The sequence below is a fragment of the Candidatus Enterococcus ikei genome (assembly GCF_017316105.1).
Taxonomy (GTDB): Bacteria; Bacillota; Bacilli; order Lactobacillales; family Enterococcaceae; genus Enterococcus_L; species Enterococcus_L ikei.
Genome location: NZ_JAFLWD010000006.1, coordinates 147,630 through 173,709, shown reverse-complemented (window position 1 = coordinate 173,709; position 26,080 = coordinate 147,630). Strand labels below are relative to the sequence as shown.

The following is a 26,080-nucleotide window of genomic DNA, read 5'->3' as shown; positions in this document are numbered from 1 at the left end:
AAAATTGAGCGACCTTTTTGTTTATGTTTAATTAAATTCTTAATAAAGCAATCAATGCGATAGCCAAAACAACTTGAATGACACCAACCGATAATCCATAAATCAAGAAACGTTTGCCTTCTTTGAAAAACTTTTGGAAATCCAAGCGTAAGCCGATAGCAGCTAAAGCAGTGATTTCAAACCAACCGCTAAAGAAATGTGCTGTTTCACTTAGTTGTGTCGGTAAATGAACCAGACTATTGATAACACAAAACAAAACAAATCCCACTACATACCAAGGTAAAGCGGAGGTCTTTTTTTTAGGTGTAACTTCTACAGCTGTTGTGACTGCGGATTGTTGTTTAAATCTGCCGAAAAAGTAAACAACGACCACAAGCAACATAATACGCATGATTTTAAACAACATAGCTAGTTCTACGACTTGTCCATTAATCATGCTGGCGCTGGCTACCACTTGCCCGACTGATTGCAAGATACCACCGATCAAGGCACTTTTCGTTAAAATATCACTACCGTAAATAAGCGAGCCGATAATAGGCAATACTAACATTAAGATCGTTCCAAGCAAATTCACTAATGTAATGATCTGGCCTTTTTCTTCTTCCTTTGCTTGGATCGCTGGTGCGATCGATGCAATCGCAGATGATCCGCAGACCGCATTTCCACCAGCCATCAATAAAGACATATTATCAGAAAACAGCATTTTTTTTCCAAGTATATAAGTAGCAATAATCGTCAAACCCATTTGTAAGAGAACGAAAATACCTCCTTTGATCCCGATATGAGCGATGGTTTGAAAGGTCACAGTCGCTCCTAAAAGTACAACGGAAAATTCTAGTAGCTTACTTTCTGCTATTTTTGTTCCTTTTTCTAGAATAGGCATTTTTAAAAAAGTATTTCCTAATAAAATACCAAGTAAAATGGCGATCGTTGCAGCACCTAAGGTTGGAAGCCAGATTGCAGCAACTTTACTGATGACAGCGACGATAAAAGCTGTGGCTAGCCCAGGTAAAATAGCCATTGAGTTGGTTAAATAAGTGTTTCTGGTATTGTTATTTTTCACTAAAACATTCATCTTCTTTCCTTGTTTATCTATGAGTCTAGTATAACGAAATAATTTACATTTGAGAAATAAATAGTTAAAATAATATCTATAACTAAAATGAATGGAAAGGCTATCTATGTTTAAATTACTGAAAACATTCCGTACTGTTTACGAAACAAAAAATTTTTCAAAAGCAGCAGAACGATTATTTATTTCTCAACCGGCTGTTTCTAATCAAGTCAAACAACTAGAAGAAGAATTGAATATCGAGTTGTTTGTTCGAAATGGACGGCAGGAAATCATTGCGACAAAGCAAGCTGATATTTTGTATAATCACTTGCTCAATTTATCAGATGATTGGGAAGATGTCTTACAAGCTTTGCGTATACAGGAGATGCCGAGAGAGACGTGTAAAATTGTTGCGTCGAATACTTTTGCTGTGTATTATCTGCCTGAATTGATGGAACAGCTGATTCGGCAATTTCCAGAAGTTTCCTTTGTATTGGATATGGATAATTCGGAGCAAGTATTGGATAAAATTCAGAAGCATCAAGCACATTTTGGGTTTATTGAGAAACCTTTAATCACTGATTCGATCATTCGCCAAAAAATTATATCAGATGAGCTAGTTCATGCCGGGGATTTTTCCCAAGACTTGTGGTTAGTGCGAGAAGAGAATTCTGGTGTTTTTCATTATACTGAGCGCTATTTTTTAGAGTACAATTTAAAACCAGAAAAAATGATCATCAAAAATAATGAAATGATTGTTCGCTGTTTAGAACAGGGAATGGGTCAGTCGCTTATTTCAAAAAAAGCTGTATCGGAAAAAATCAATTGGCAGCCGTTAACCGATGATTATCAAAGAAATTTTTACTTCATCAAAAGACAACGTATCGAATCTCAGCAATTGCGCGAAGTGGAAATGTTTATCAAGTGTTACTATTAATCGTAGATTAAAACAAGAACTTACTAATTTTATTCTAATTATAATAATCGTTTTAATAGAAAAATGAGACTGTTTTGTGATATCTTATTGGAGATAGTAGGCAACAGAAAATCGTTAGAATGGTTGTTCGACAGAAACTTGTTGCATCGTTTGAACAAAAAACGGTATTTCATTCGATTGCCTTAGCTGTAAAATAGGAGGAGAATATCGTGGAACCATTTTTATGGAACATTCAATTAGAAACGTATATCGCGATGATGGATCAGACAATCGAAGTAGAACAAGAATATATTAATTACTATCAAGAACTGACAGATGAAGGAAATCGTCTGGTTGAGCAAATAAATCCTAATACATTAGCGATGACTTTGCCCAAATTAATGGCTGTTGATGAAAAATGCTCGCTAGTTATTTTTTATATTCTTAACGGATCTGCATTAGAAGATGGCGATGTATTAGGCACGATTAAAGTAATTGAACAAGAATATAAGAAGACACATAGAGAAAAATATATATTTGATTTGCCAGAATATGAGGCTTTGTCGATTTCTCAAAGAATTCATTGATCCTTCTAGCAGGATATATAAGTTTAGACTTGTTGTGGTGGATAAGAGCTATGTTGTTTAAACTATTTGATAGGTAGATGAAGAATTGAAACAGAGGGCTGTTAGCTCTCTTTTTTTGTAGATTTTAAAAAAAGGAATTTTAAATTTTTTCAAAATATTAAATAACAAATAAGAATGTTTTTAATAATAATTATTTATTGTTCAGTGCTTTTTAAATTAGTTTTTATAACTTTTTAATAAGAATATTTTTAGAAAAAATAACATGAATAGATATTTTAAATGGAAGATTTAATGTATAATCAAAGAGGTTAGATGTTAGATTCTTACAATTTGGATGTAAAATATAGTCTTTACAGTGATTTTGATAAAGGAATTTTTATTTTTCAATGATACAATAAGAGTAGTTTAATAAAAAGTATTAGGTCATATTTTAGTTGAGTACATTATTGAAATGAATGGAGTTAGCCATGGAATCGATCAAATTTATATCTGAACTATTGCCAGAATTTAGTAATGAGTCTTTAAAAAACATGAAGCTGGAAAGCCAAAATAGTGATTATGAAGGCGCAACTTTTTCTTTAAGCAATCAGTCATTTCGTAGTAGAAAGGCAAAAATAACTCCTAAGAAGCTTGGCTATTTTGTTGTGTTTTGGGAAAAGGACGAAGCAAATAAAAATAAACCTTATGATTTAGTTAGTGCACCGGATAAATTAATCATCACTATTTTTGATCAAGAGAAAGTTGGACAATTTATATTTCCAAAAGCAATATTGGCTAAAAATAATATTTTGATCAGTGAAACAAGTTTAGGGAAGATGGCCCTGCGAGTATATCCTGACTGGGTAACAGGACTAAATAAAAATGCATCAACTACTCAAAAATGGCAACGTCCGTATTTTATTAACCTAACAGAAAACAGGGATTCAAGGTTATTGAAAAAACTATATTTTAATTAATTATACTTATACTAAAAAATAAGAAAAAGGTGGAAATTATGGTTACGATCAATGTTTTTTTACAAGTTAGACCAGAAAAAAGAGCAGCTTATATAGCCTTTGTAACGGAGTTAGTAACAGCTTCGCAACAAGATGAAGGCTGTCTATCTTATGATCATTTTGAAAATGTTAGCCAACAAAACCAGTTTGTTATTGTTGAGAATTGGCAAGATAGGCTTATGGTAGACAGACACAATGAAACACCTCATTTAAAAAAATTTCTTAGTGAGATATCTTTATATCTGGAAAAAGAGCCGACAATAAAAATCAGCTATTCCGAGTAAAACAAAAATAAACTGGAAATAAGCTTCGAGGCTTATTTCCAGTCTTAATAGTCATCAATAAAGAAAATACAAACAATGATATTCGTAAAAAAGGAAGTATTGAAAAAGGGTACATTGATTTTTCTCATTGTGTTTTCTTAATGAATACTTGGGAGTAGTAATTGACTATTATTTTAAAAAGGATTGCTGCTTACTAATTAAATCATCCAGGAGAATGGGTAAAAGGCTGGTTGGGATCAGCGTTTAATATAGTCAATGGTTGGTTGACAGTTATATATTATGATTTAAAAAAGCAAGCAAGCGTTCCTTCCAGATAGAAACGAATAAATAAAAAAATGGCGTTGGATACACATCCAACGCCATTGTAAGTTCAATAAATAAGCATAAACATCTTCAAGTTAGAAAAAACTAGTACAAACCTCTAGAAATTTCTATCAAAATTGAGTAAAATGAAAGATGTCAATGTATAAATATTGGCTTAAGCAACTTGATTGGTCAGGTGTTCACTGACTGTTCAGGGCTTCATGATTTAGTTGGTAGCTAAATTATGAAGTGCTTTTTTTTTATCCTATTCGTTTCTATCTATCATCCATTTTATAGGAAAACCCATTTAGGGTCAATAAAGTGTTGGAAAAAAATTACTTTATTTATTCTTTCTATATGAAATTTTATATATGGTATCAATGTAAAAAGACGAAATAAAATAGTATATACTATTCTTCGGTAGAAAATATCAGAAAAAGAGTAAAGCTTATACAGTCTGAATCTGTAGAATAACCTGTTAAGGTACTCATTTTAGGGGAAATTTATAGAAATAAGGATGATCGACCATTCCTGCTTTAAAAAAAATCTGTATTAGCGTAAAATGTAAGTGGATACAAAAATGAATGGATTTGTGGGGAGAAAAAATGATGATAGAACTAATTATAGTACTGACGATTTTTACATATGGCAGTAACTTTATTTTATATCTGATTCTTAGGACAAAAGAAAAAATCAAAGGAATCGAAAAACTATCAATCTTTTTTTGTGTGAATATGACGGTTTTACTTTTGAATGGAGTCTTTTTATTTATTGGAAAAGCGATTGCTGATAGTGGTGTGGCTGTTTTGGAGTGACATTTAAAACAAACTAAGTTTTCCCTCGACTCTTAGTATGTTTTTCTATTAAAATTTCAGCTAAAAGTCCTATATGAATGACGTAGATTTTCTGATAAGGTACAATAGATAGAAACAACTGGAGGGTAAATGATGGCAAAAATCATGATTATAGAAGATGAAACAACGATTCGTGAGCTGATCAGCGAAGAACTACAGAAATGGCAGTTCGAGACTTTTGGAACGACAGACTTTAATAATGTTTTAGAAGATTTTCAAAGAGAAGATCCTCAACTGGTTCTATTAGATATTAATCTTCCCGTTTTTGATGGCTATTATTGGTGTCAGAAAATCCGTGAAATTTCTAAAATTCCGATTATTTTTATTTCCAGTCGAAATACAAATGTGGATATGATCATGGCAATGAATATGGGCGCTGATGATTTTGTTACAAAGCCATTTCAAATCGATGTGTTGATCGCCAAAATCAATGCATTATTGCGCCGTTCATATAATTATTCAGAAGTCGGCAGTGAGATCATGTCTCATAATGGAATCACGTTGAATGTTGATAATGGTAGTATGGAGATCAATGGCGAAGTGATCGATTTAAGTAAAAATGAATATCGCCTATTGTATATTTTGATCAAGAAACACGGGAAAATTTTAACGAGAGAGAAATTGTTACGTGCGTTGTGGGAAGATGAACGTTTTGTGGATGATAATACGTTGACAGTTAACATCAATCGTTTGAGGAAAAAAATTGAACAAGCAGGTCTTGAAGGGTACATTGAGACAAAAGTTGGTCAAGGCTACATCGTACCGTAGATAGGAGAATAAAATGACAATTTATAAATATTTAAAAGATCATTGGCTTCTGTTGATTGGCTGGCTATTTTTTATTGGAGTGACTTGTTTTATTTTATGGCTATCTCCAGATATGGTTGTGAATCCAGCGGTTATTGGGTATTTGGTATTATTGCAAGGATTATTTTTACTGCTTTTTATGACAATCGATTATTCCTTAAAAAAACGCTGGTGGCGCTCTTTAGACATTTCAGAACAACCGCCTTCTTTGGAACATTATTTGAGTGAGGCTTCAAAGTCAGAAGAAACGCTAGTGCAGAACTATATCAATGGCTTGTTGGTGGAGCATCAGCAAATCATGCAGCAGGTAATCAATAACCAACAGGATCAAAAAGATTATATTGATTCATGGGTCCATGAAATCAAAGTACCGTTGGCCGCTGTGAATTTGATTTTACAATCGATCGAAGATGATATTCCCGAAAAGAAATATTATTTAGTTGAAAATGAGTTGAGTAAAATCGATGAGTATGTAGAACAAGTCCTTTATTACGCTCGATTGGACAGTTTTTCTAGAGACTATTTGATTCAGGAATATTCACTAAAGGAAATTGTTCAGTCTGTGATTCGGACGCAGGGAAATTATTTTATTCAAAAGAACCTGCGCTTTTCCATAGAAGGAAACGATCAAATGATTTTAACCGATGCGAAGTGGGTTGCTTTTATTTTCAAACAATTGGTTAGTAACGCGATCAAATATACACCTTCTGGCGGTGAGATCGTCGTGACGTTATCACGTACAAAAGAAGGCGCTTGGTTATCATTAAAAGATACAGGGATCGGGATTCCAGAAGAAGACCAGCGACGTATTTTCGATAAAGGGTTTACTGGAGAAAACGGTCGGATGAGCGAGCAGCATTCTACTGGATTAGGCTTATATTTAGCAAAAAGTCTGGCGGATAAATTAGGCCACCAATTGATGATGAAGTCAGTTGAAGGAGAAGGAACGACGATGAAGTTGTTGTTTCCGTTTTTGAGTTATTTTAATGAGAGAAGATAATAGGCTACGTTGAGAAATTAAACAAATATTTCTCAATGCTGGCTTTTTTATTTTTTAATTTAAATGAGAAAAATTCTATCAAACTTTTCCTATCTTATAGTTGTATAGCAAACGCTTTTATTGTTAGACTAAACTTATCATATTTTTGATAGGAGCATATTATGGAGATATTAGTGGCTTTGATTCCGATGTTTGCTTGGGGCAGTATAGGGCTGGTCAGTGGAAAAATCGGTGGTAGCGCGAATCAACAAACACTCGGCATGACTATTGGTGCTTTATTCTTTTCAATAATTATCTTTTTTGTTGTTCAACCAGCAATTAGCATTCAAATGATTGCAGTTGGAATTTTATCTGGTTTATTCTGGAGTGTAGGACAAAATCAGCAGTTTCATGGCATGAAATATTTAGGTGTATCTGTTGGACTGCCTGTTTCAACAGGAATGCAGTTGATTGTCAATACGATCGCTGGAGCTGTATTTTTTCATGAATGGAAAGGCAGTAGAGATTATATTCTAGGATTTATCGCTCTAGGGTTATTGGTTTTTGGTGCGTATTTAACCGCTCGTCAAGATGATGACAGTGGTGTAAAAACAACCAATTCAATGCTTGATTTCAGCAAAGGATTTCGGGCATTATTGATGTCGACAGTTGGTTATGGTGCGTACACGATCATTATCAACGCTGCAGGACTTGATCCTATGGGCATTATTTTGCCGCAAAGTATTGGTATGGTGATCGGCGCCAGTTTCTTTGCGTTTAAAAAGGTCAAACTGGATCGCTATGTTTGGCAGAATATGAGCTGTGGCTTGTTGTGGGGCTTAGGCAATATTTGTATGTTACTAACGATGCGTCAAATCGGTTTAGCAATCAGCTTCTCATTGTCACAAATGGGAATTATCATCTCAACTTTAGGCGGAATCTACTTACTTGGCGAGCGCAAGTCTAAAAAAGAAATGAGATATGTCATTATTGGTTGCTTATTCGTTATTTTAGGTGGTATTCTTTTAGGGTATATGAAAGCGTAAATGATATATTTACGCTTATTTTTATGAGAAAATTCAGCAATTATTAATACTAGAAAATGAAACGATTTATTGGAGGAAAAGTAATGTCAATGTTTCGGAAAAAAGAGCTGACGGCGGTATCAAGTGAGCCAAGTTCAATGAAAAAGGATTTAAAAACAATGGATCTGATCATGCTCGGGATCGGTGCGATTGTTGGAACAGGGATTTTTGTGGTGACAGGTGTCGCTGCTGAGCAATATGCAGGACCTGCGTTGTCACTTTCATTTTTAGTTGCAGCAGGAGCAATTATTTTAGCGGGTTTATGTTATGCGGAGTTCGCTTCAAGAATCCCCGCAATTGGCGGACCCTATGCTTATATGTATGTTGTGTTTGGAGAATTGGTTGCTTGGATGACAGGCTGGCTAGTAATTTGTGAATTCTTTCTAGCAGTATCTTCAGTTGCTTCGGGCTGGTCTGGTTATGTACACGGATTTTTGAACAGTCTTGGGGTAGATTTACCTAAGGCGTTGAGTGGCGCATATAATCCAGCAAATGGGACTTATGTTGATTTGATTGCGATGTTAGTTCTTTTAGCAGTTACATTTTGGGTATCGTTAGAAGCAAAAACGGCGTTACGTTTGAATAATTTTATGGTTTTTGTTAAATTCGGTATCATTGCACTGTTCTTAGTTGTAGGTATTTTTTATGTGAAATCAACTAATTGGCAACCTTTTATGCCTTTTGGCTTTTCAGGTGTGGTCAGCGGAGCTGCAGTGGTTTTCTTTGCCTTTTTAGGATTTGATGCAGTCAGTATGACAGCTGAAGAAGTGAAAAATCCTCAAAAGGATATCCCTAGAGGCATTATCGGATCGATTATTATAGCTACCGTTTTATACGTGATCGTGACGTTGATTTTAACTGGAATCGTACCGTTTGATGTGCTTGGTGTGAAAGATCCAGTAGCCTTTGCGATGCGCTTTGTTCAGCGTGATGGCGTGGCAGCTGTGATTTCTGTGGGTGCTATTTTGACCTTGCTAACTGTGACGATTTCTATGATGTACAGTTTAGCTAGGATTATTTATGCAATTAGTAAAGATGGTTTATTACCGAAGTTCATGAGTAAAATAGATGAAAAAAATCGTACGCCAAAAAATGCAACCTATGTAGCTGGTGTATGTACAATGATTTTTGCTGGGCTAGTTCCAATGGAGCTTTTAGCTGAATTGACGAATATCGTGACATTGATGTATTTGATCGTGATGGCGATCGGTATTATTCGTTTGAGAAAAGTAGCTGGAGATCCTAAACCAGGTGAATTTAAAATTCCATTTGTTCCGTTTGTGCCGATTTTACTTGTTATCGTGAGCATTGGTTTAATGCTGCAATTACAAGCTGCAACGTGGAAAGCTTTTGCAGTAGCCTTGGTTTTAGGATTCATTATTTATTTTGCGTATGGGTACAAGCATAGTAATGAAGGTAAAATCAAAAATTAAAGGAAGAAATCAGTGATCATAGTGGTTACTGATTTTTTTATGTTTCTTTTTCATGAAAAAAAGATTTTCACTGTAAATCGTGATTCGTTTACAGTATAGTGATAGTAAATAGAGAAGAAAAGAGAAGGAGTGAAAGAATGTCATATCGTATCGAACAAGATTCTATGGGAGAGATTCAAGTGCCAGAAGCTGCACTCTGGGGAGCACAAACCGAGCGTAGTCGCCAAAATTTTAATATCGGTATCGAAAAAATGCCGCTGGCTCTTATTCAAGCTTTGGCTTTAGTCAAAAAGAATGCGGCTAAAGCAAATGAAGAAACAAGAAAATTAGATACAACGATCAGCCGAGCGATTCAGCAAGCAGCAGATAAAATTATTGTGGGGGACGTTGATGAGCATTTTCCATTGTCTTTGTGGCAAACTGGTAGCGGTACGCAAACGAATATGAATGTTAATGAGGTTATTGCACATTTAGCGGCAAAAAATAATGTGGCAGTTCATCCAAATGATCACGTGAACATGTCTCAAAGCTCAAACGATGTTTTCCCAACGGCGATTCACATAGCAGCGGTGCGATTGATTGAACAGCAATTATTTCCAGTGATGAAGCAAATGATTCAAACACTGAAAAAACTTGAATCAGAGAATGAAAAAATCATAAAAATCGGTCGAACTCATTTACAAGATGCTACGCCAGTTACTTTCGCTCAAGAAATCGGTGGTTGGCGCTCAGGTCTAGAACATAATTATCAAATGTTAGAATTGACTTTAAATGAACTCAAACAATTGGCACTGGGCGGCACAGCTGTGGGAACTGGGCTGAATGCTTCGAAAGAATACATTAAATCATTCTTTAGCTACTTGAATGAAGAAACTAACAACCAATTTTCAGAAGATCCAAACAAATTCCATGGATTAGCAAGCAAAGATGCTATTGTTTTTACCTCGGGTGCATTAAAGGCGCTTGCTGCTAATGTCATGAAAATGGCGAATGATATTCGTTGGATGGCTAGTGGTCCAAGAAGTGGTTTGGGAGAGATCACAATTCCAGCAAACGAACCAGGTAGCTCAATCATGCCTGGGAAAATCAATCCAACTCAATGTGAAGCACTGACTATGATTGCCATTCAAGTTATGGGCAATGACACAACGATTGGAATCGGCGCTTCACAGGGAAATTTTGAATTAAATGTCTATATGCCAGTGATAGCATATAATTTGATCCAAAGTATTGAACTTTTAGCCGATGGATTGAGTTCTTTTAATGAAAACTGTTTAGTTGGACTCAAAGCGGATCAAGAAAAAATGAATCAATATGTGGAGCAATCATTAATGCTTGTGACTGCATTGAATCCTCATATCGGTTATGATAATGGTGCGAAGATCGCTAAAAAAGCCTTTGAAGAAAATACAACGCTAAAACAGGCCGCTTTGACTTCAGGACTAGTGACAGAAGAAGAATACGACAGTTGGGTCAAACCAGAGCAAATGTTAGGCAAATAAATCGGATTGACTTGGAAAGGGATGGGAAAACATGACAGATATTTATGAAAAAGCTTTAAAAGCACACGCACAATGGCGTGGGAAAATCGATATTCATTCAAAAGTGGAGGTAAAAACAAAAGAGGATCTATCTTTGGCTTACACACCAGGAGTTGCGGAACCTTGTAGAAAAATACACGAAAACCCGAATTCAGTCTATGATTATACTTGGAAAGGCAATACCGTAGCTGTAGTGACCGATGGCACAGCTGTTCTTGGATTAGGCGATATTGGCCCTAAAGCCGCATTACCAGTTATGGAAGGCAAGGCGTTATTGTTTAAAGAATTTGCTGGAATCGATGCAATTCCAATTTGTTTAGATACAAAAGATCCCAAAGAGATCATCAATATTATCAAAGCAATGGCACCGACGTTTGGCGGAATCAATTTAGAAGATATCTCTGCACCACGCTGTGTTGAAATTGAACGGACATTAATGGAAGAGTTAGATATTCCTGTGTTCCATGATGATCAACATGGCACTGCAATCGTTACAATTGCAGCGTTGATTAATGCCTTAAAAATCGTTGATAAAAAAGTAGATGAAATCAAAGTCGTTGTGTCAGGGACAGGAGCAGCGGGTAGTGCAATCATTAAAATGTTGAATCATTTTGGTGTACAGGAGATCATTGCATTCAATATCGATGGTGCATTAAGTAAAACGATGACAAGACCAATGAATTTTTTAGAAAAAGAAATCACTGAAATCACGAATAAAAATGATTTCCAAGGTTCATTAAGTGAAGCAATGATAGGTGCGGATGTTTTTATTGGGGTTTCAGCTCCTAAACTTGTGACAAAAGAAATGGTCGCTTCGATGAATTCAGGAGCTATCGTTTTCCCAATGGCTAATCCAGAATCAGAAATCGATTATCAAGATGCAATCGATGCGGGTGCTGCGGTAGTTGGAACAGGCCGTTCTGATCATCCAAATCAAATCAATAATGTTTTAGCTTTCCCAGGGTTATTCAAAGGCGCTTTTGTAGCAGGTGCAACGAAAATTACCGAAAATATGAAATTAGCTGCAGCAAAAGCCATTGCGGAGATTATTCCAGAATCTGAATTAACAAGTGAATACATTATTCCATCTGCTTTTAACCAAGAATTGGTAGATGTTATTATTCGCGAAGTCGCTGAAACAGCTGTACAAGATGGCGTTATTAGAGCTTAAATAAAAATACCCAAAAAGCTTCCAACAGTTTTAATTAAGATGAATCTGAAGGAAGCTTTTTTGTGTAGAGAAAACGTAAGGATTTCTAGTTCAATAAAGCCAAGTATGGTATACTATTTAGGAGTAAATTCAAGAGAATGCTAAAGGAGGATGTTTCTACATGTCAGAAAAAGAAACATTTTATATCACCACCCCGATTTATTATCCAAGCGGACAACTACATATCGGCAATTCATATACAACAATTGCTTGTGATGCGATGGCCCGTTACAAACGTTTGATGGGCTTTGACGTATTTTACTTAACGGGTGTGGATGAACATGGACAAAAAATTGAAAATAAAGCTTCAGAATTAGGTGTTACACCTAAAGAATATGTTGATAAAATGGCAGCAGATGTTCAAAAGTTATGGAAAACCCTTGATATCAGCTACGATAAATTCATCCGTACAACAGATGATTATCATAAAAAAGCCGTTCAGCAAATCTTTGATCGTTTATTAGAACAAGGCGATATCTACCTTGGCGAATATGAAGGCTGGTATTCGGTTTCGGATGAAGAGTATTTCACTGAGACACAATTAGCAGAAGTCTATCGTGATGAAGAAGGTAAAGTGATCGGTGGTAAAGCACCAAGTGGTCACGAAGTGGAATTAGTCAAAGAAGAATCGTACTTCTTCCGTATGAGTAAATACGCGGATCGTTTATTAGATTATTACAATGAACATCCAGAATTCATTCAACCTGAATCACGCAAAAATGAAATGATCAATAATTTCATCAAGCCTGGATTAGAAGACTTGGCAGTTTCACGTACAACTTTTTCATGGGGAATTCCTCTGTCAAATGATCCAAAACACGTAGTCTATGTGTGGATTGATGCATTATCAAACTATATCACAGCATTAGGCTATGGCTCAGAAGATGACAGCTTGTTCCAAAAATATTGGCCTGCAGACGTTCATATGGTTGGAAAAGAGATCGTACGTTTCCACACGATTTACTGGCCGATCATGTTGATGGCTTTAGAGCTGCCATTACCGAAGAAAATTTTTGGTCACGGCTGGTTACTGATGAAAGACGGTAAAATGTCTAAATCTAAGGGCAATGTTGTTTATCCAGAAATATTAGTAGAGCGTTATGGATTAGATGCATTGCGTTATTACTTATTACGAGCGATACCTTTTGGTAGCGATGGTGTCTTTACGCCAGAAGATTTTGTTTCACGCTTGAATTATGATTTAGCTAATGATTTAGGCAATCTATTAAATCGTACGATTGCTATGATCAATAAATACTGTGAAGGTCATGTTCCTGCCTATGCGTCAAAAGTAACACCATTTGACAGTGAATTATCCACAACTGCTGCAAATGTGATTGGTAAATATCATGAAGCCATGGAAAAAATGGAATTCAACACGGCGATCGCCGAAGTTTGGAGCCTGATTTCTCGTGCAAATAAATATATTGATGAAACACAACCATGGGTTTTAGCTAAAGATGAAGAGAAGAAAAATGAATTGGACAGCGTGATGGTTCATTTAGCTGAAAGTTTGCGTATCGTAGCGATTCTTTTACAACCAGCGATGACAGAGACACCAAAGAAAATCTTTGAACAATTAGGTTTAGATCCTGATACGATGAATATGGAAGGGATTCATTTTGGTGAGTTTCCAACAGATATCAAAGTAGTTGCAAAGGGAACACCGATTTTCCCTCGTTTAGAGATCGATACAGAAGTACTTTATATTCAAAAGAAAATGTCTCAAAACGCACAAACGACAACGGAAGAAATCAAATGGAACCCAGAAGAAACAGAACTTGTTTCAACCAAAGAAAAACAAATCAAGTACGATGATTTTGATAAAGTCGAACTAAAAGTAGCAGAAGTCATTGATTGTAAAAAAGTTAAAGGTGCAGATAAGTTATTACAATTCCGTTTGGATGCAGGAGACGAACAAGATCGTCAAATCCTTTCAGGAATCGCAGAATTTTATCCAGATCCAAGTTCATTGATTGGTAAAAAAGTTGTCATCGTAGCCAACTTAACACCAAGAAAAATGCGTGGAGAAATCAGTCAAGGCATGATTCTTTCAGCTGAGTCTCCAGAAGGTAAACTACAAATTATTGACGCACCAAAAGAAATGCCAAATGGAGCAAGTATTGCTTAGTTGATTTAACAATAGAATAAGAAAATGCAGATATAAAATAAAAAACGATTCACAGAAGTTTGCTTGTCTATAAAATAGAGAGCAGCGGCTGTGGATCGTTTTTTTTTGATTAATATTGAATATATTATCTATATAAATATAAAAATAGTAAATATGAGTGTTAATAAATTATGTTTTACTGTATTATTATTACTTAGGGTCAAAAAAATCAAATAAATGTAATAAGGAGAATGTATAATGAAAATGAAGAAGTATCTGTTGGGGATCATTACAGGCGTTGCAATTTTTTTATTAGCAGCCTGTGGATCAGATCCAAGAAAAGATTTCACCAAAGAACTATTTAACTCTAAAGGTGAGGAATACAACGCAGCAAGCTTTAAAATGAAGCTCAAAGATTTAACTTATAATGGTGACGAAGGCGGAGCATATGCAAAAATGTTGGTCAGTCAACTAAAAGACATGAGCATCGATGGAAAATATGCGGTGGATGATAAAAAAGACATGATGGAAATGGAAATTACAGCGAATCTATTTGGCGAGAAAATCCCGTTCCAATTTGTTGGCAATAAAGACAACTATTATATGTCGACTAGCTTTGTTACAGGGATAATGGATTTAGCCGATTCTTTTGATTATCCATTGGAACTAAGCAAGAGTGACTTGAATAAATTAAAAGGAAAATATATCGATATTGCTGAAGCCAGCGACACACTAACTTCAGACAAGAATGATAAAAAATCAAATCCATTGAAAGATAAGACATTTACGAATGCCGAAAATTCTAAAATGGGCAGAGAAATGAAAAAACTAATCGAAAGCTTCGATAAAAAATCATTTAAAAAAGACAAAGATGTCGTGACACATACATTTACTAAAAATGAAATCATCGAAATGATGGAAAAATTCGATGAAATTGCCAAAGAAGATAAAGATTACAAAAAATCAGGCAATTCGAAAGAAATAAAAGATGCCATCAAGTCATTAAAAAATGATATGGATAAAATGGATGTAAAAGTTAGTATTAACCAAAAGACAAACGTCATTGATATGGAAATATCTTTAGCAACTGTAGATGAAGAAGATGCTAAAATGAGCATGGTTCTGACACTTTCTATTACTCCGCAAAAAAATAACGGAAACATCAAAATGCCAAGTAAGAAAGAAATCATCAGCCAAAATGAATTGGAAGATATTTTATCGAATGTTACAGGAACAACTTCAGATGATTCAGACCTAGATTTAGATGATGATTCGGTTGATTATAGTGATTTAAAAGATGATCCAGAAATTCAAAAATTGATGGACGAGCAATTAGATGAAATGATCAAACAAATCGAAGCCAATCCTAGCGCTGTAACAGAAGAAAATGCAAAAGAAGCGCGTGAAGGTGCGAAAGAAATTTTTAATGAAGAGCAAATGAAAAAATTAAATGAGGCTTTAGACAAAGCGTTAAAAGCTGGAACAGTTTAAAATAAAAGTAAAAGAGACGATGTTTTTTGTGCTCAAATCTTAGATTTGATTAGCATAGAGAGAACATCGTTTTTTTTTAGCAATGTGTTCAGATTTAAAGAATTTAGGTATAATGATTCAAAATGGAGGGAATGCAGTGATTTTAAAAGAATTAACGTTAGCGGATGAACAACGCTACTCAGATTTTATAAATGAATGGATAGCTTCAGGAGCGTCTCAAATAACGCCAACATCGGCTAATTTAAATGGGCTTACTTTTCAAGAATGGTTAAATAAACTGAAAAAAGATAAAAGCACTATCAATAATACGTTTGTTCCAGCAGATACATTGTTTCTTGAAGTAGAAGGAAAGTTGGTTGGGGCTATTCAGTTGAGATATGAATTAACAGATAAACTGCTACAAATCGGTGGGAACATTGGTTACGGAATTGTTCCTTCCCAAAGAGGAAAGGGTTATGCGAATTGGATACTTGCACAAGCTCTACTTATTTTTCACAAACGTGGTTTCTCTAAAGTAATGCTTACGTGTGATAAAAAGAATATAGCCTCACAAAAAACAATCCAGAAAAATGGTGGTATTTTATCTGATGAATATTTGATTGAAGGAGAAATGATTCAGAGATATTGGATTGAGTTATAATCAGAAAAATGAGGGTGGGACAGAAGTGTTTAATCCCGAGAAATAATCAGGGATAGCTTCTGCTCCCACCGTTTATCCAACTCACCTTTTTCTATACTTCGTTGAAGTATCTACTAAAATTTTAGTTTTTTATTTGATTTAAACTTATGGGAACGAGCCGGTAAAAATAGGATCAATATCGCATAAGGTACGCTAATGATCGACCAAGTCAAAGTTCGACTCAAACTATTGTTTTTGTATAACCAGTTAAGTAAAAAATGCAACCCTAATATACTCAGTGCAACAAAAATCAGAACAGCATACGTAGGCTCATTTTTTATGACAGTTCGAAGGATGCCGCCGATGAGAGGAACTAAATAAAAATAAGCACTTGTTAAGGAAATTCGCCAACTTTTTGCTATAGTTCCAAGGTTTATTAAGAAAAATAGGATAGACAACACGATTCCTAACGGTGGAAAAAAAGCGATCAAAACTGAATAAATAGCGCCCCATAAAATCATCAATGGTCCTTTTACAATAGCTGCAAGGGCAACAAAAATCGCAATTAGAATAAATTGCTGAGTCATAGTTCCGTAAGCTAGTAAACCAAAGAGAATCAGTAAGATCCAGTGCCAGACCGTATTGACTTGTGGTTTTCTTTGAATCGTTACGTTCTTTTGGATCGTAGATTTTAGAAAGTCAGATTCTTCAAAGAAATTTTTCAAATAGCACTCACTCCTATCAAATTGAAAATCAGATTGGAATTAAGTTTACTGCTGAATAGGAGAAAAAACATCGGGCTAAAGTCTGTCTTTTAGGCGGATGTTTTTAAGATTTAGTTAAATAAACAATTGATAATAAACAGTAATTAAAAACGTGAATGCCCAAAGAATTAAAGGCATCCACGTTTTTTCTACTGTGTGATCTTGAAAAATTACTCCAGCTTAAACAATTCAGAAAGCTCTCCAACATAAGGCAGAAACACTTGTTTCATTCCACGAGAAATCGCCGTATAAAGAATTTTCTTCTCTCTTTCGGTTGTTCCATAACGGGATGTTGAAGGATCGTGAATGATCACATTATCAAATTCAAGTCCTTTAGCCATATCGATCGAAAGAATTTGAGCCTCAATCGCACTATTTTTTTGTAGAAGCTGTTGTTTCAATAATTCTGCTTCCACTGCTGTTTTTGTAATAACGGCAGTATCTTCTGCTTGTGTTAATGAATCCAAAAGTGAAGTCAGGGTATCTAAGTATGCTTCTTGATCTTTACAATAAATAAATGCTGGTTTCTCGCCATCTTTTCGGATCGATACAATCTTGAGTTTCTCATGATTTGTCACTAAAGTTTGAAAGAGCTGTGTGATTTCTTTGCTTGAACGATAACTGTTCAATAATTGATAAGAAGTAACAGAACGGCTAGAAGCAGACAATAACTCTTTTAGATCCATAAAACTGATTGATGTATTAAAAATCGCCTGATTTTCATCTCCTGCTAAAGTAAAGTTTGCTTGTGGGAATAATTTAAGCAATAAGAGAATTTGGGCTTCTGTATAATCTTGTACTTCATCCACTAAAATAAAGGCCATTTGTCGATTCGATAAATCTTCAATAAAGGTATCTTTGATCAGCAATAAAACCACCACTTCATCAGCTGTGTAAGCAGCCGTTGTTCTTTCATACGTATCTTGTTGATACTGCTGATACAATGCTGCAAAAAGCAACCACTGATCAAACCAAGCAAAATCAGCGATCGCATCGACTACTTTACGGTATTTTTGTTGCAACCGTTGAAGTGCAAACTCGGTTAATTGTTCCTCATCTTCTTCCGCAAACGTTGTGTCAAAATAGCGTAACTGTTCGGCTTCAGTCAAGTCTTGCATCTGATCGATCATTTGTTTAGATTTTGATTGTTTGATCAAATAACGATTCCACAAACTTGATAATTTTTCTTTCGTCGCTGAAAGTCGATCCCTGATTGATAAAGTCGTTGGGGTTTCTTGATATAAATTAAAAATCAATTCAGCAGAAAATATTGGCTTACGTTTGAATAAGATTGGTTGAAATAATGATTGTTGAATCAAAGATGCATCTTGAAAAGATTGAATGAACGCAACAAATTTCTGTGATTGAATCACTCTTTGTTGGGCATTTACTTGTTCTGCAGTAATCCGATTGAAATAAGCTGTCTCACTTTCGATAGGTGCTTTTTCACGAAAGGTAAATTTAAGAAACTGCAACAACGTTAAGTTCAAAGGATTACGCTCGCCTAAATTGGGTAATACTTGAGAAATATAATCAATAAAGGTCGAATTAGGAGAGAGCAGTAAAATATCATCGGCAGTAATTTGTCTCCGATGATTATAAAGTAAATAAGCAATTCGCTGCATGATTGCCGAAGTTTTTCCACTACCAGCAATCCCGTTAACTAAAAGCAAGGGATGACTTTCGTCACGAATAATCTCATTTTGTTCTTGTTGAATTGTTGTCGTGATATCTTTCATATACTGAGAAGAATCAGCTTCTAATGAGTGCAGCAAAATATCATCTTGAATCGCAAGGCTAGTATCAAAAAAGTTGAGCAAGCGATCTTCTTCAATGATCAATTGTCTTTTTAAATTCAATGTAACGGGAATTTTCGTTTCATTGACGTGGTAACTGCTGTCGCCTAAAACATTATTATAAAAAAGGGAAGCAATCGGTGAACGCCAGTCATAGATTCGTGATTCACCTTCTAGGTTGGTAAAATCATTCATACCGATATAAAAAACATCACGATCAGAATCGGCATCTAAAAACGTTACATCGATTTTTCCAAAATAAGGAACTTTCAGTAGTCGTTCGACTTTTTCTAATTGCTTAGCAGCAGTCGCATTTTGAATGTTTAACTGATCGATTTCTCTATTTTTCATTTCCATCATGGCAAAAGTCTCTAGGTTATCTGAGTAACTATCAAAATTTAGTTTGGTATCACCACTAAATTGATCCAGCACCGATTTTCCTGTGGTGTTGACTTCATCGATAGCGGTTTGATAGGTATCTTTTGCTTGGGTTAATTCTGCATAAATTTGGTGTAAATGATGGGTTTCTTGTGTACGATCATTGGACATATAGGTTCCTCCTGACATGAATTGCCGTGACCGAATAGTATAAGCTATTTTTTTAGATAATGCAATAATAAGAAGCTGATAATTTATCAGTGCTGTCCATTCAGATTTTGGTTAAAATGTGATAAAGTATAGAAGATAGAGGAGGGGTTTACTTGATTTTTGATTCTCATACCCATTTAAACGCAGAACAATTTAATGAAGATATTCCAGAAACAATTGAACGTGCAAAAGAGTTAGGTGTGACAGAGATGGCGGTGGTTGGTTTTGATACACCGACGATCGAAAAGTCTCTAGAACTTAGCCAACAATATAAAGAGATCCAAAGTATCATCGGCTGGCACCCAACCGAAGCGGGAAGCTATACGCCTGAAATCGAGAAAAAGTTGCAGCAACTATTAACAACACCAAAAGTGGTTGCATTAGGTGAAATTGGTTTAGATTATTATTGGATGGAAGATCCTAAAGAAGTTCAGGATCGTGTGTTCCGACGTCAAATCGCAATCGCCAAAGAAATGAATCTACCCATCAGTATTCATACTCGAGATGCGATGGAAGATACCTATAAGATTTTAAAAGAAGAGGATATTCGTGATATTGGTGGAATCATGCACAGCTTTAGTGGGGATCCTGAGTGGATGGCGAAATTTTTAGATATGGGCATGCATATTTCTTTAAGCGGTGTTGTGACGTTTAAAAAAGCGTTAGAAGTACAAGAAGTAGCGAAAGCAGTCCCATTAGACCGATTACTGGTTGAAACGGATGCACCATATTTAGCACCTGTTCCATACAGAGGTAAACGCAATGAACCGGGCTATACTCGTTATGTAGTGGAAAAAATCGCAGAACTACGAGAAGTTCCATTTGAAGAAATTGCAAAGCAAACGACAAAGAATGCTCACCGTTTGTTCAGGTTAGACCAATGACAGAAAAGCTGAGAATTGAAGAAATTATTGTCGTTGAAGGAAAAGACGATACCAGACGCATTCAAGAAGTTGTTGATGCAGATACGATCGAAACGATTGGTTCAGCAATTAATGATGATATTTTAGAACAAATCGAACATGCCCAAGAGACTCGTGGTGTGATTATTTTTACCGATCCAGATTTTTCAGGTGAAAAAATTCGTAAAACAATCATGGAAGTGGTTCCTGATGCCAAGCATGCGTTTCTTTCACGAAGCTTGGCTGCGCCCAAAAAGCGCGGTTCAAGTTTAGGTGTAGAACATGCTAGCGATGCAGCGATTTTAGAAGCATTAGAAAAAATTGTGACCCCAATCAATGAGACGGATGATTACCAAGAAATTCCTAGACAAACCTTGATAGAATATGGTTTAATAGCGGGAGCTCATGCAAAAGAACGTCGAGAAAAGTTAGGCGATGAATTACGCATCGGCTATACAAATAGCAAACAATTAACCAAACGCTTAAAAATGTTCCGCATTACAGAAACAGAACTAGTAGAAGTAATGAATAGCTTAAATGAATCACCTAAAGACAAATCGGAGGAATCAATTTGACAGAATATAAAGAAATAGCCACCCCTTCAAGAACCAAAGAAATATTGAAGAAACACGGCTTTTCATTCAAAAAAAGTTTAGGACAAAACTTTTTAACAGAACCTAATATTTTACGCAAAATCGTTGAAACTGCTGGAATCGATACCCAAACAAATGTGGTAGAAGTAGGTCCTGGTATTGGCGCTTTAACTGAACAGTTGGCTAAGAATGCGGCGCAAGTTTTAGCATTTGAAATCGATGACCGCTTGATTCCTGTTTTAGAAGATACGATGAGCCCATATAAAAACGTCACAGTTGTCCATAATGATGTGTTAAAAGCAGATTTAGTGGGTACAACAAATGAAGTTTTCGAGCAAGATCTTCCAATCAAGGTCGTTGCAAATTTACCTTATTACATCACCACACCAATCATGATGCACTTTTTAGAATCTGATTTAGACGTACAAGAAATGATCGTTATGATGCAAAGAGAGGTCGCGGATCGTATCTCGGCAAAACCTTCAACCAAAGCATACGGATCACTGTCGATTGCTGTACAGTATTTTATGGAAGCAAGTGTCGCATTTATTGTCCCAAAAACTGTTTTTATTCCTCAGCCTAATGTTGACTCTGCAATCATCAAGTTGACTAAACGAGACAAACCAGCAGTTGAAGTTACAGATGAAAAAGAGTTCTTTAAATTGACAAAAGCATCATTCCAATTACGCCGTAAAACATTATGGAATAATTTGATTCATTTTTACGGTAAAGATGAAGAAACAAAAGCTTGGTTGACAGCAAGTTTAGCAGAGGCTGAAATTGATCCTACACGCCGTGGCGAAACGTTGTCATTAGAAGAGTTTGGACGTTTAAGCAATACATTGGAAAAAAATCGGTTAAGCTTTTTAGCATCTAAGTAACATAGAGCAGTATAAATTTAGCTAAAAGCGGGTGGAGCAAATAGGATGAATTTGCTTTCCTGCTTTTTAGTGTATCCATTTCAAAAGAAGGATTGATAAGGAGTTCCTCAAAATGAGTAGAAAAAAATATTTATTGCGACTTTATGTATAATAATTGAAATGAGTTATTGACTTTTCCAAAATAACAAGCATAATTATATATAGAAAGCGCTTTCTCGTGAAGGAGTGATTAGTTGGAAAAAAGTGAAACTAGACATATTCGTTGGATGTTGATAGCTATTTTTCTTGGATACACATGTATTTATGTAGATAAAACGACAATTGGCATGTCGCTGGTTACAATTGCAAATGATTTAGGCTTTGAACCGCAACAAAAAGGGCTCATACTTAGTGCTTTTTTTCTAGGTTATACGATTTTTCAAATTCCGTTTGGGTACTTGTCTAATAAAATCGGAACACGAAAGATGATGATTATTTCTGTTTTTTTAGTGGGGATTTTCCTTTTTCTATTTGGCTTTGGTTTTTCTTTATTATACTTGATTTTCATTCGCTTTATGACAGGGTCGTTTGCTCATTCGGGTTATCCGTCATCTGTCAGTACGTTTATTTCTCAAGAATTACCCATAGAAAAACGGGGACCAGCGCAATCTACGATGATCGCTTCTTCTGGTTTTGCTGCGATTGTCGGACCGTTGTTGATTGCTCCATTGTTGTTGCAAGTCGGTTGGCATAAAACGTATTATTTTTTAGGTGCCGCAGTGATGCTTGTAGCTGTTATGATGTATTTTGTGATTCCAAAAGAATTTGGTGGAGTAAAAGAGCATTTAAAAAAGAATAATAGTATTTCATTTCGTGAAGTTTTGAAAGATAAAAATGTCTGGATTTTGATTTTTGCGGCATTTTTTATTAATGCTGCAATATATGGAATTAATGGCTGGATGGCAACGTACCTTGTGGAAGCTCATGGACTTGCGTTGACCCAAACTGCATATGTTACTGCAATTATTGGTTTTTTTACAATGATGGCGGCAATGTTTGGAGGGCTCATGGTCAATAAATTTTTTGTCGGCAAAGAGAAAAAAGTGATTTTTGCTGCCACGATTGGAGGAGGTTTTTTTGCTATTTTGATTTCAGTTGTAGGAACATTTTTACTAAGCATGATTTTTTTAGCTTTAGCTGTGGCTTGTTCTAGTTTGGCTTTTGCTACACTTATGAGTCTACCGGTGAAAATATTTCCTTCAGATGAAGTTTCAGCAAAATATGCCACAATTAATGCGATTGGTGTATCTGGCGGATTTGTAGCGCCAACGATTATTGGTGCACTGGTTCAATTATCAGATGGAAACTTCTTCAGCTCTTTCTTGTTTATAGGGATTTCATACGTTATTTCTGGGGCAATTACACTGCTGATCAAAAAAACAAATAAAGATAAATCCAATTTTTGAAAAATTTAAAGGGATGTGAGAAAATGTGTACGGGCATTACGATTACTTCAAAGGAAGGAAATAGTTATTGGGGACGAACGCAGGAGTTTAATGTAGAACTAGCGTATGACGGAGCTATTATTCCAAGAAACTATGATTTGGCTGTTTCTTTAGATCGTTTTAAAACCCGTTATGCGGTAATGGGAGTAGCTGTCGGAGGCAACCCATTATTAGTGGATGGTGTGAATGAAAAAGGCTTGATGGGCGGTTCTTTTTACTTTGGCAATTATAATCGTTATATTGAAGCAGAGCAGATTCGTGCTATGGACAAATTACCATTAGCAGGTGCTGAATTTGTGACGTACGCATTAACGAATTATGCTACCGTTGAAGAGCTTAAAGAGCGAGTAAATCAAGATACAGCGATAGCCATCGTGGATAACTTTTTTGGGATACCACAACATTATGTATTTCAAGATGAATCTGGATGTTCAGTAGTTGTTGAACCCTCTGTTGATGGAGAATATGAGATTTATGACAATCCTGTAGGTGTTTTTACCAATAGCCCTAAATTTGATTGGCATTTAACTAATCTTCAAAATTATGTGGGACTTAGTGATCAGATAGCACCAGATATTCAGTTGGAAGATCTGCATGTTTTTTCAAACGGAAAAGGCTCAGGTTTACGGGGAATTCCGGGAGATTTTACACCGCAATCACGATTTGTTCGAGCTACCTATTTAAAACACTTTTCAGAATCGGTCAGTGATGATTTAGCAGTTGAACAAATTTTTCATATTCTAAACAGTTTTGATATCCCTAAAGGTGTTGTTAAAGTTAGCAATGATAAAGATATACAGTATACACAATATACCAGCGCCTACGACAGCAAAGAAAAAGTAATGTATATTCATTTATATGAGAATCGTATGATTCAAAGACTAGCATTAAGCGAAGGCGTACTGGATAGTTCTGCACCTCAATATTTTGATTTAAAAAAAGAACAACACTATTATTCAATAACTAAAAAAGACTAAGTATCGCAGACATATAAAATTAGATTAGATGAAAGAAAATTACGGGAGAGACTAGTCATAGCACCGAAGGAATAAATAATCAAGTGACGCAAACGATTGATTATGAAGATCTCAGGTACAAAGGACCGTAATTGGACATCACTCTGGAAAGCGAAAGCACCGAAGGAGCAACTCTTCAAATCGAAGACGAATCTCTCAGGTTTTGTACAGAGGAGCAGGCATTTTTTTCAGATGCCCGCTCCTCTGTTTTTATATACTTTTATGACTTGGAGGGGTCATTAAAAAATTACTAAAAACAGATTCAAAAATACGAAGAAGCAAAGGAGTAAAAAAGATGGATTTAAAAACACCTATATACGATGCACATCTTTTAGCAAACGGGAAAATGGTTTCGTTTGCTGGATACACTCTGCCTGTCCAATACAAAGATAGCGGTGTGATCAAAGAACATTTAGCTGTTCGGAATCAAGTAGGATTATTCGATGTTTCCCATATGGGTGAAGTCGTATATGAAGGAAAAGATGCCTTGGCGAATTTGCAGTATTTGTTAACAAATGATTTTAGTAATTTAGAAATAGGTCGCGTCAGATACACGTTAATGTGTAATGAAAATGGCGGTGTGATTGATGATTTATTAGTGTATAAATGTGATGAGGAAAAATATTTATTAGTGATCAATGCAGCAAATAAAGAAAAAGATATTGCGTGGATGAAACAGCATTTATTCGGTGAAGTTGAATGTATAGATCAGTCAGATGACTTTGCTCAACTTGCCTTACAAGGTTCACATGCAAAAGAAATTATTGAAAGATTGACTCCAGCAGCAGAAATACCTAAAAAATATTATAGTTTCACGGAAGAGGCGAATGTTGGCGGCGTAACTTGTATTTTATCACGTACGGGTTATACAGGAGAATTTGGGTATGAATTGTACTGTAAGGCTGAAGATGGTATCAAATTATGGAATATCTTATTGGAAACAGGCAAAGAATACGGCATCATTCCTTGTGGCTTAGGTGCTCGTGATACGTTACGTTTAGAAGCAGGAATGCCGCTTTATGGACATGAAATGAATGAAGAGATCACACCTTTTGAAACAGATTTAGCTTTTGCTGTCAAAATGAAAAAAGCAGATTTTATAGGTAAAAAAGCACTTGATGACAAAGGCGAACCACAAATCACTCGGATCGGCTTAGAATTGACCGAACGAGGAATTGTTCGTGAAGGCGCGGATGTTTATTTGAATGGAAGAAAAATTGGACAAACAACCTCAGGCACAATGTGTCCTTTTATAAATAAAGCTTGTGCGATGGCATTAGTTGAGAAGGGCTTTGTAGAAATTGGTTCACCTGTTGAAGTAGAAGTCAGGGGCAAGAAAATTGCAGCTGAAGTCGTAGCATTACCATTTATAAAAAAATAATTTGAAAAAGGGGATATTTATTATGGCAAACGCAGAAGAAATGAAATTTTCAAAATCACATGAGTGGGTACTTTTTGATGGGGACAAAGTGAAAATAGGATTGTCTGATTACGCGCAGGATCAGCTAGGTGATATTGTTTTTATCGATCTTCCAGATGAAGGTGATGAAGTCACAAAAGGAGAATCATTCGCTGATATTGAATCTGTTAAAGCCGTTTCAGAAGCGTATTCTCCAATAACTGGTACCGTTTCTGCAATCAACGAAGAACTGATGGACAGTCCAGAGTTGATCAATTCAGCACCTTTGGATTCATGGTTAATCGAAGTGGAGAACGTTGAAGAAACTGAAGAGCTACTAACAGCTGCCGAATATAAGACATTCTGCGAAGAATCTGAGGAGGCGTAAT

Annotated in this window: 24 protein-coding genes and 1 riboswitch; of the genes, 21 read left to right on the top strand and 3 right to left on the bottom strand. The window is 35.6% G+C overall.

The window, feature by feature from the left end:
• Positions 1-31: 31 nt before the first annotated feature.
• On the bottom strand, positions 32-1,075 hold the full coding sequence (locus JZO69_RS02580) for a YeiH family protein (protein WP_207111342.1): 1,044 nt from the start codon (positions 1,073-1,075) through the stop codon (positions 32-34).
• 106 nt (positions 1,076-1,181) lie between these two features.
• Here JZO69_RS02580 and JZO69_RS02575 point away from each other — a divergent pair, with 106 nt between their 5' ends.
• The 14 genes from JZO69_RS02575 to JZO69_RS02510 all read left to right on the top strand — a co-directional run bounded on the left by JZO69_RS02575 (position 1,182) and on the right by JZO69_RS02510 (position 16,289).
• On the top strand, positions 1,182-1,991 hold the full coding sequence (locus JZO69_RS02575; RefSeq protein ID WP_207111341.1) for a LysR family transcriptional regulator: 810 nt from the start codon (positions 1,182-1,184) through the stop codon (positions 1,989-1,991).
• A 209-nt stretch (positions 1,992-2,200) separates the two neighbouring features.
• A complete protein-coding gene (locus JZO69_RS02570; protein ID WP_207111340.1) occupies positions 2,201-2,557 on the top strand; it encodes a DUF7006 family protein in 357 nt (118 codons plus the stop codon).
• A 467-nt stretch (positions 2,558-3,024) separates the two neighbouring features.
• Positions 3,025-3,513, top strand: coding sequence for a MepB family protein (locus JZO69_RS02565; RefSeq protein ID WP_207111339.1), 489 nt, complete (start codon positions 3,025-3,027; stop codon positions 3,511-3,513).
• 38 nt (positions 3,514-3,551) lie between these two features.
• Positions 3,552-3,836, top strand: coding sequence for a putative quinol monooxygenase (locus tag JZO69_RS02560; RefSeq protein WP_207111338.1), 285 nt, complete (start codon positions 3,552-3,554; stop codon positions 3,834-3,836).
• Between the two features lie 911 nt (positions 3,837-4,747).
• Positions 4,748-4,954, top strand: a complete 207-nt coding sequence (locus tag JZO69_RS02555) for a hypothetical protein (protein ID WP_207111337.1) — start codon at positions 4,748-4,750, stop codon at positions 4,952-4,954.
• A gap of 132 nt (positions 4,955-5,086) precedes the next feature.
• Positions 5,087-5,761 carry a two-component system response regulator SapR gene (gene sapR / locus JZO69_RS02550; RefSeq protein WP_207111336.1) on the top strand — a complete coding sequence of 225 codons (675 nt, stop codon included), beginning with the start codon at positions 5,087-5,089 and terminating at the stop codon, positions 5,759-5,761.
• 13 nt (positions 5,762-5,774) lie between these two features.
• Positions 5,775-6,800 carry a two-component system sensor histidine kinase SapS gene (sapS, locus tag JZO69_RS02545; protein ID WP_207111335.1) on the top strand — a complete coding sequence of 342 codons (1,026 nt, stop codon included), beginning with the start codon at positions 5,775-5,777 and terminating at the stop codon, positions 6,798-6,800.
• Between the two features lie 161 nt (positions 6,801-6,961).
• Positions 6,962-7,825, top strand: a complete 864-nt coding sequence (locus JZO69_RS02540) for a GRP family sugar transporter (protein WP_207111334.1) — start codon at positions 6,962-6,964, stop codon at positions 7,823-7,825.
• Positions 7,826-7,908: 83 nt separating this feature from the next.
• On the top strand, positions 7,909-9,297 hold the full coding sequence (locus JZO69_RS02535; RefSeq protein ID WP_207111333.1) for an amino acid permease: 1,389 nt from the start codon (positions 7,909-7,911) through the stop codon (positions 9,295-9,297).
• 137 nt (positions 9,298-9,434) lie between these two features.
• Positions 9,435-10,799, top strand: coding sequence for a class II fumarate hydratase (fumC, locus tag JZO69_RS02530; RefSeq protein WP_207111332.1), 1,365 nt, complete (start codon positions 9,435-9,437; stop codon positions 10,797-10,799).
• A gap of 31 nt (positions 10,800-10,830) precedes the next feature.
• Positions 10,831-12,009: an NAD(P)-dependent malic enzyme gene (locus tag JZO69_RS02525; RefSeq protein WP_207111331.1), complete on the top strand. Its 1,179-nt coding sequence runs from the start codon at positions 10,831-10,833 to the stop codon at positions 12,007-12,009.
• Between the two features lie 160 nt (positions 12,010-12,169).
• On the top strand, positions 12,170-14,179 hold the full coding sequence (gene metG / locus JZO69_RS02520) for a methionine--tRNA ligase (protein ID WP_207111330.1): 2,010 nt from the start codon (positions 12,170-12,172) through the stop codon (positions 14,177-14,179).
• Between the two features lie 237 nt (positions 14,180-14,416).
• On the top strand, positions 14,417-15,649 hold the full coding sequence (locus tag JZO69_RS02515; protein ID WP_207111329.1) for a hypothetical protein: 1,233 nt from the start codon (positions 14,417-14,419) through the stop codon (positions 15,647-15,649).
• Between the two features lie 136 nt (positions 15,650-15,785).
• Positions 15,786-16,289: a GNAT family N-acetyltransferase gene (locus JZO69_RS02510; protein ID WP_207111328.1), complete on the top strand. Its 504-nt coding sequence runs from the start codon at positions 15,786-15,788 to the stop codon at positions 16,287-16,289.
• A 113-nt stretch (positions 16,290-16,402) separates the two neighbouring features.
• Here JZO69_RS02510 and JZO69_RS02505 read toward each other — a convergent pair whose 3' ends face one another.
• Together JZO69_RS02505 and JZO69_RS02500 are read right to left on the bottom strand one after the other, a co-directional pair.
• Entirely contained in the window at positions 16,403-16,993 is a 591-nt protein-coding gene (locus JZO69_RS02505; RefSeq protein ID WP_207111327.1) for a hypothetical protein, read from the bottom strand.
• 209 nt (positions 16,994-17,202) lie between these two features.
• Positions 17,203-19,377 (bottom strand): HelD family protein, encoded by a 2,175-nt coding sequence (locus tag JZO69_RS02500; protein ID WP_207111326.1) that lies wholly within the window; start codon positions 19,375-19,377, stop codon positions 17,203-17,205.
• Positions 19,378-19,529: 152 nt separating this feature from the next.
• Between JZO69_RS02500 and JZO69_RS02495 the strand changes: the two genes are divergently transcribed.
• The 7 genes from JZO69_RS02495 (at position 19,530) to gcvH (ending at position 26,079) form a co-directional block, all read left to right on the top strand.
• Positions 19,530-20,300: a TatD family hydrolase gene (locus JZO69_RS02495; RefSeq protein ID WP_207111325.1), complete on the top strand. Its 771-nt coding sequence runs from the start codon at positions 19,530-19,532 to the stop codon at positions 20,298-20,300.
• Entirely contained in the window at positions 20,297-20,893 is a 597-nt protein-coding gene (gene rnmV, locus JZO69_RS02490) for a ribonuclease M5 (protein WP_207111324.1), read from the top strand. The genes JZO69_RS02495 and rnmV overlap by 4 nt, the downstream gene beginning before the upstream one ends.
• The gene (gene rsmA, locus JZO69_RS02485) at positions 20,890-21,792 is read left to right on the top strand and encodes a 16S rRNA (adenine(1518)-N(6)/adenine(1519)-N(6))-dimethyltransferase RsmA (RefSeq protein WP_207111323.1); all 903 of its coding nucleotides are present in this window, start codon (positions 20,890-20,892) and stop codon (positions 21,790-21,792) included. Before rnmV ends, rsmA begins: the two co-directional genes overlap by 4 nt.
• A gap of 233 nt (positions 21,793-22,025) precedes the next feature.
• Positions 22,026-23,237 carry an MFS transporter gene (locus JZO69_RS02480; protein ID WP_207111322.1) on the top strand — a complete coding sequence of 404 codons (1,212 nt, stop codon included), beginning with the start codon at positions 22,026-22,028 and terminating at the stop codon, positions 23,235-23,237.
• Positions 23,238-23,260: 23 nt separating this feature from the next.
• Positions 23,261-24,253 carry a linear amide C-N hydrolase gene (locus JZO69_RS02475; protein WP_207111321.1) on the top strand — a complete coding sequence of 331 codons (993 nt, stop codon included), beginning with the start codon at positions 23,261-23,263 and terminating at the stop codon, positions 24,251-24,253.
• Between the two features lie 32 nt (positions 24,254-24,285).
• Positions 24,286-24,391: riboswitch (glycine riboswitch) on the top strand.
• 196 nt (positions 24,392-24,587) lie between these two features.
• On the top strand, positions 24,588-25,673 hold the full coding sequence (gcvT, locus tag JZO69_RS02470; protein ID WP_207111320.1) for a glycine cleavage system aminomethyltransferase GcvT: 1,086 nt from the start codon (positions 24,588-24,590) through the stop codon (positions 25,671-25,673).
• 22 nt (positions 25,674-25,695) lie between these two features.
• Entirely contained in the window at positions 25,696-26,079 is a 384-nt protein-coding gene (gcvH, locus tag JZO69_RS02465) for a glycine cleavage system protein GcvH (protein ID WP_207111319.1), read from the top strand.
• The last annotated feature ends 1 nt before the right edge of the window (position 26,080 follow it).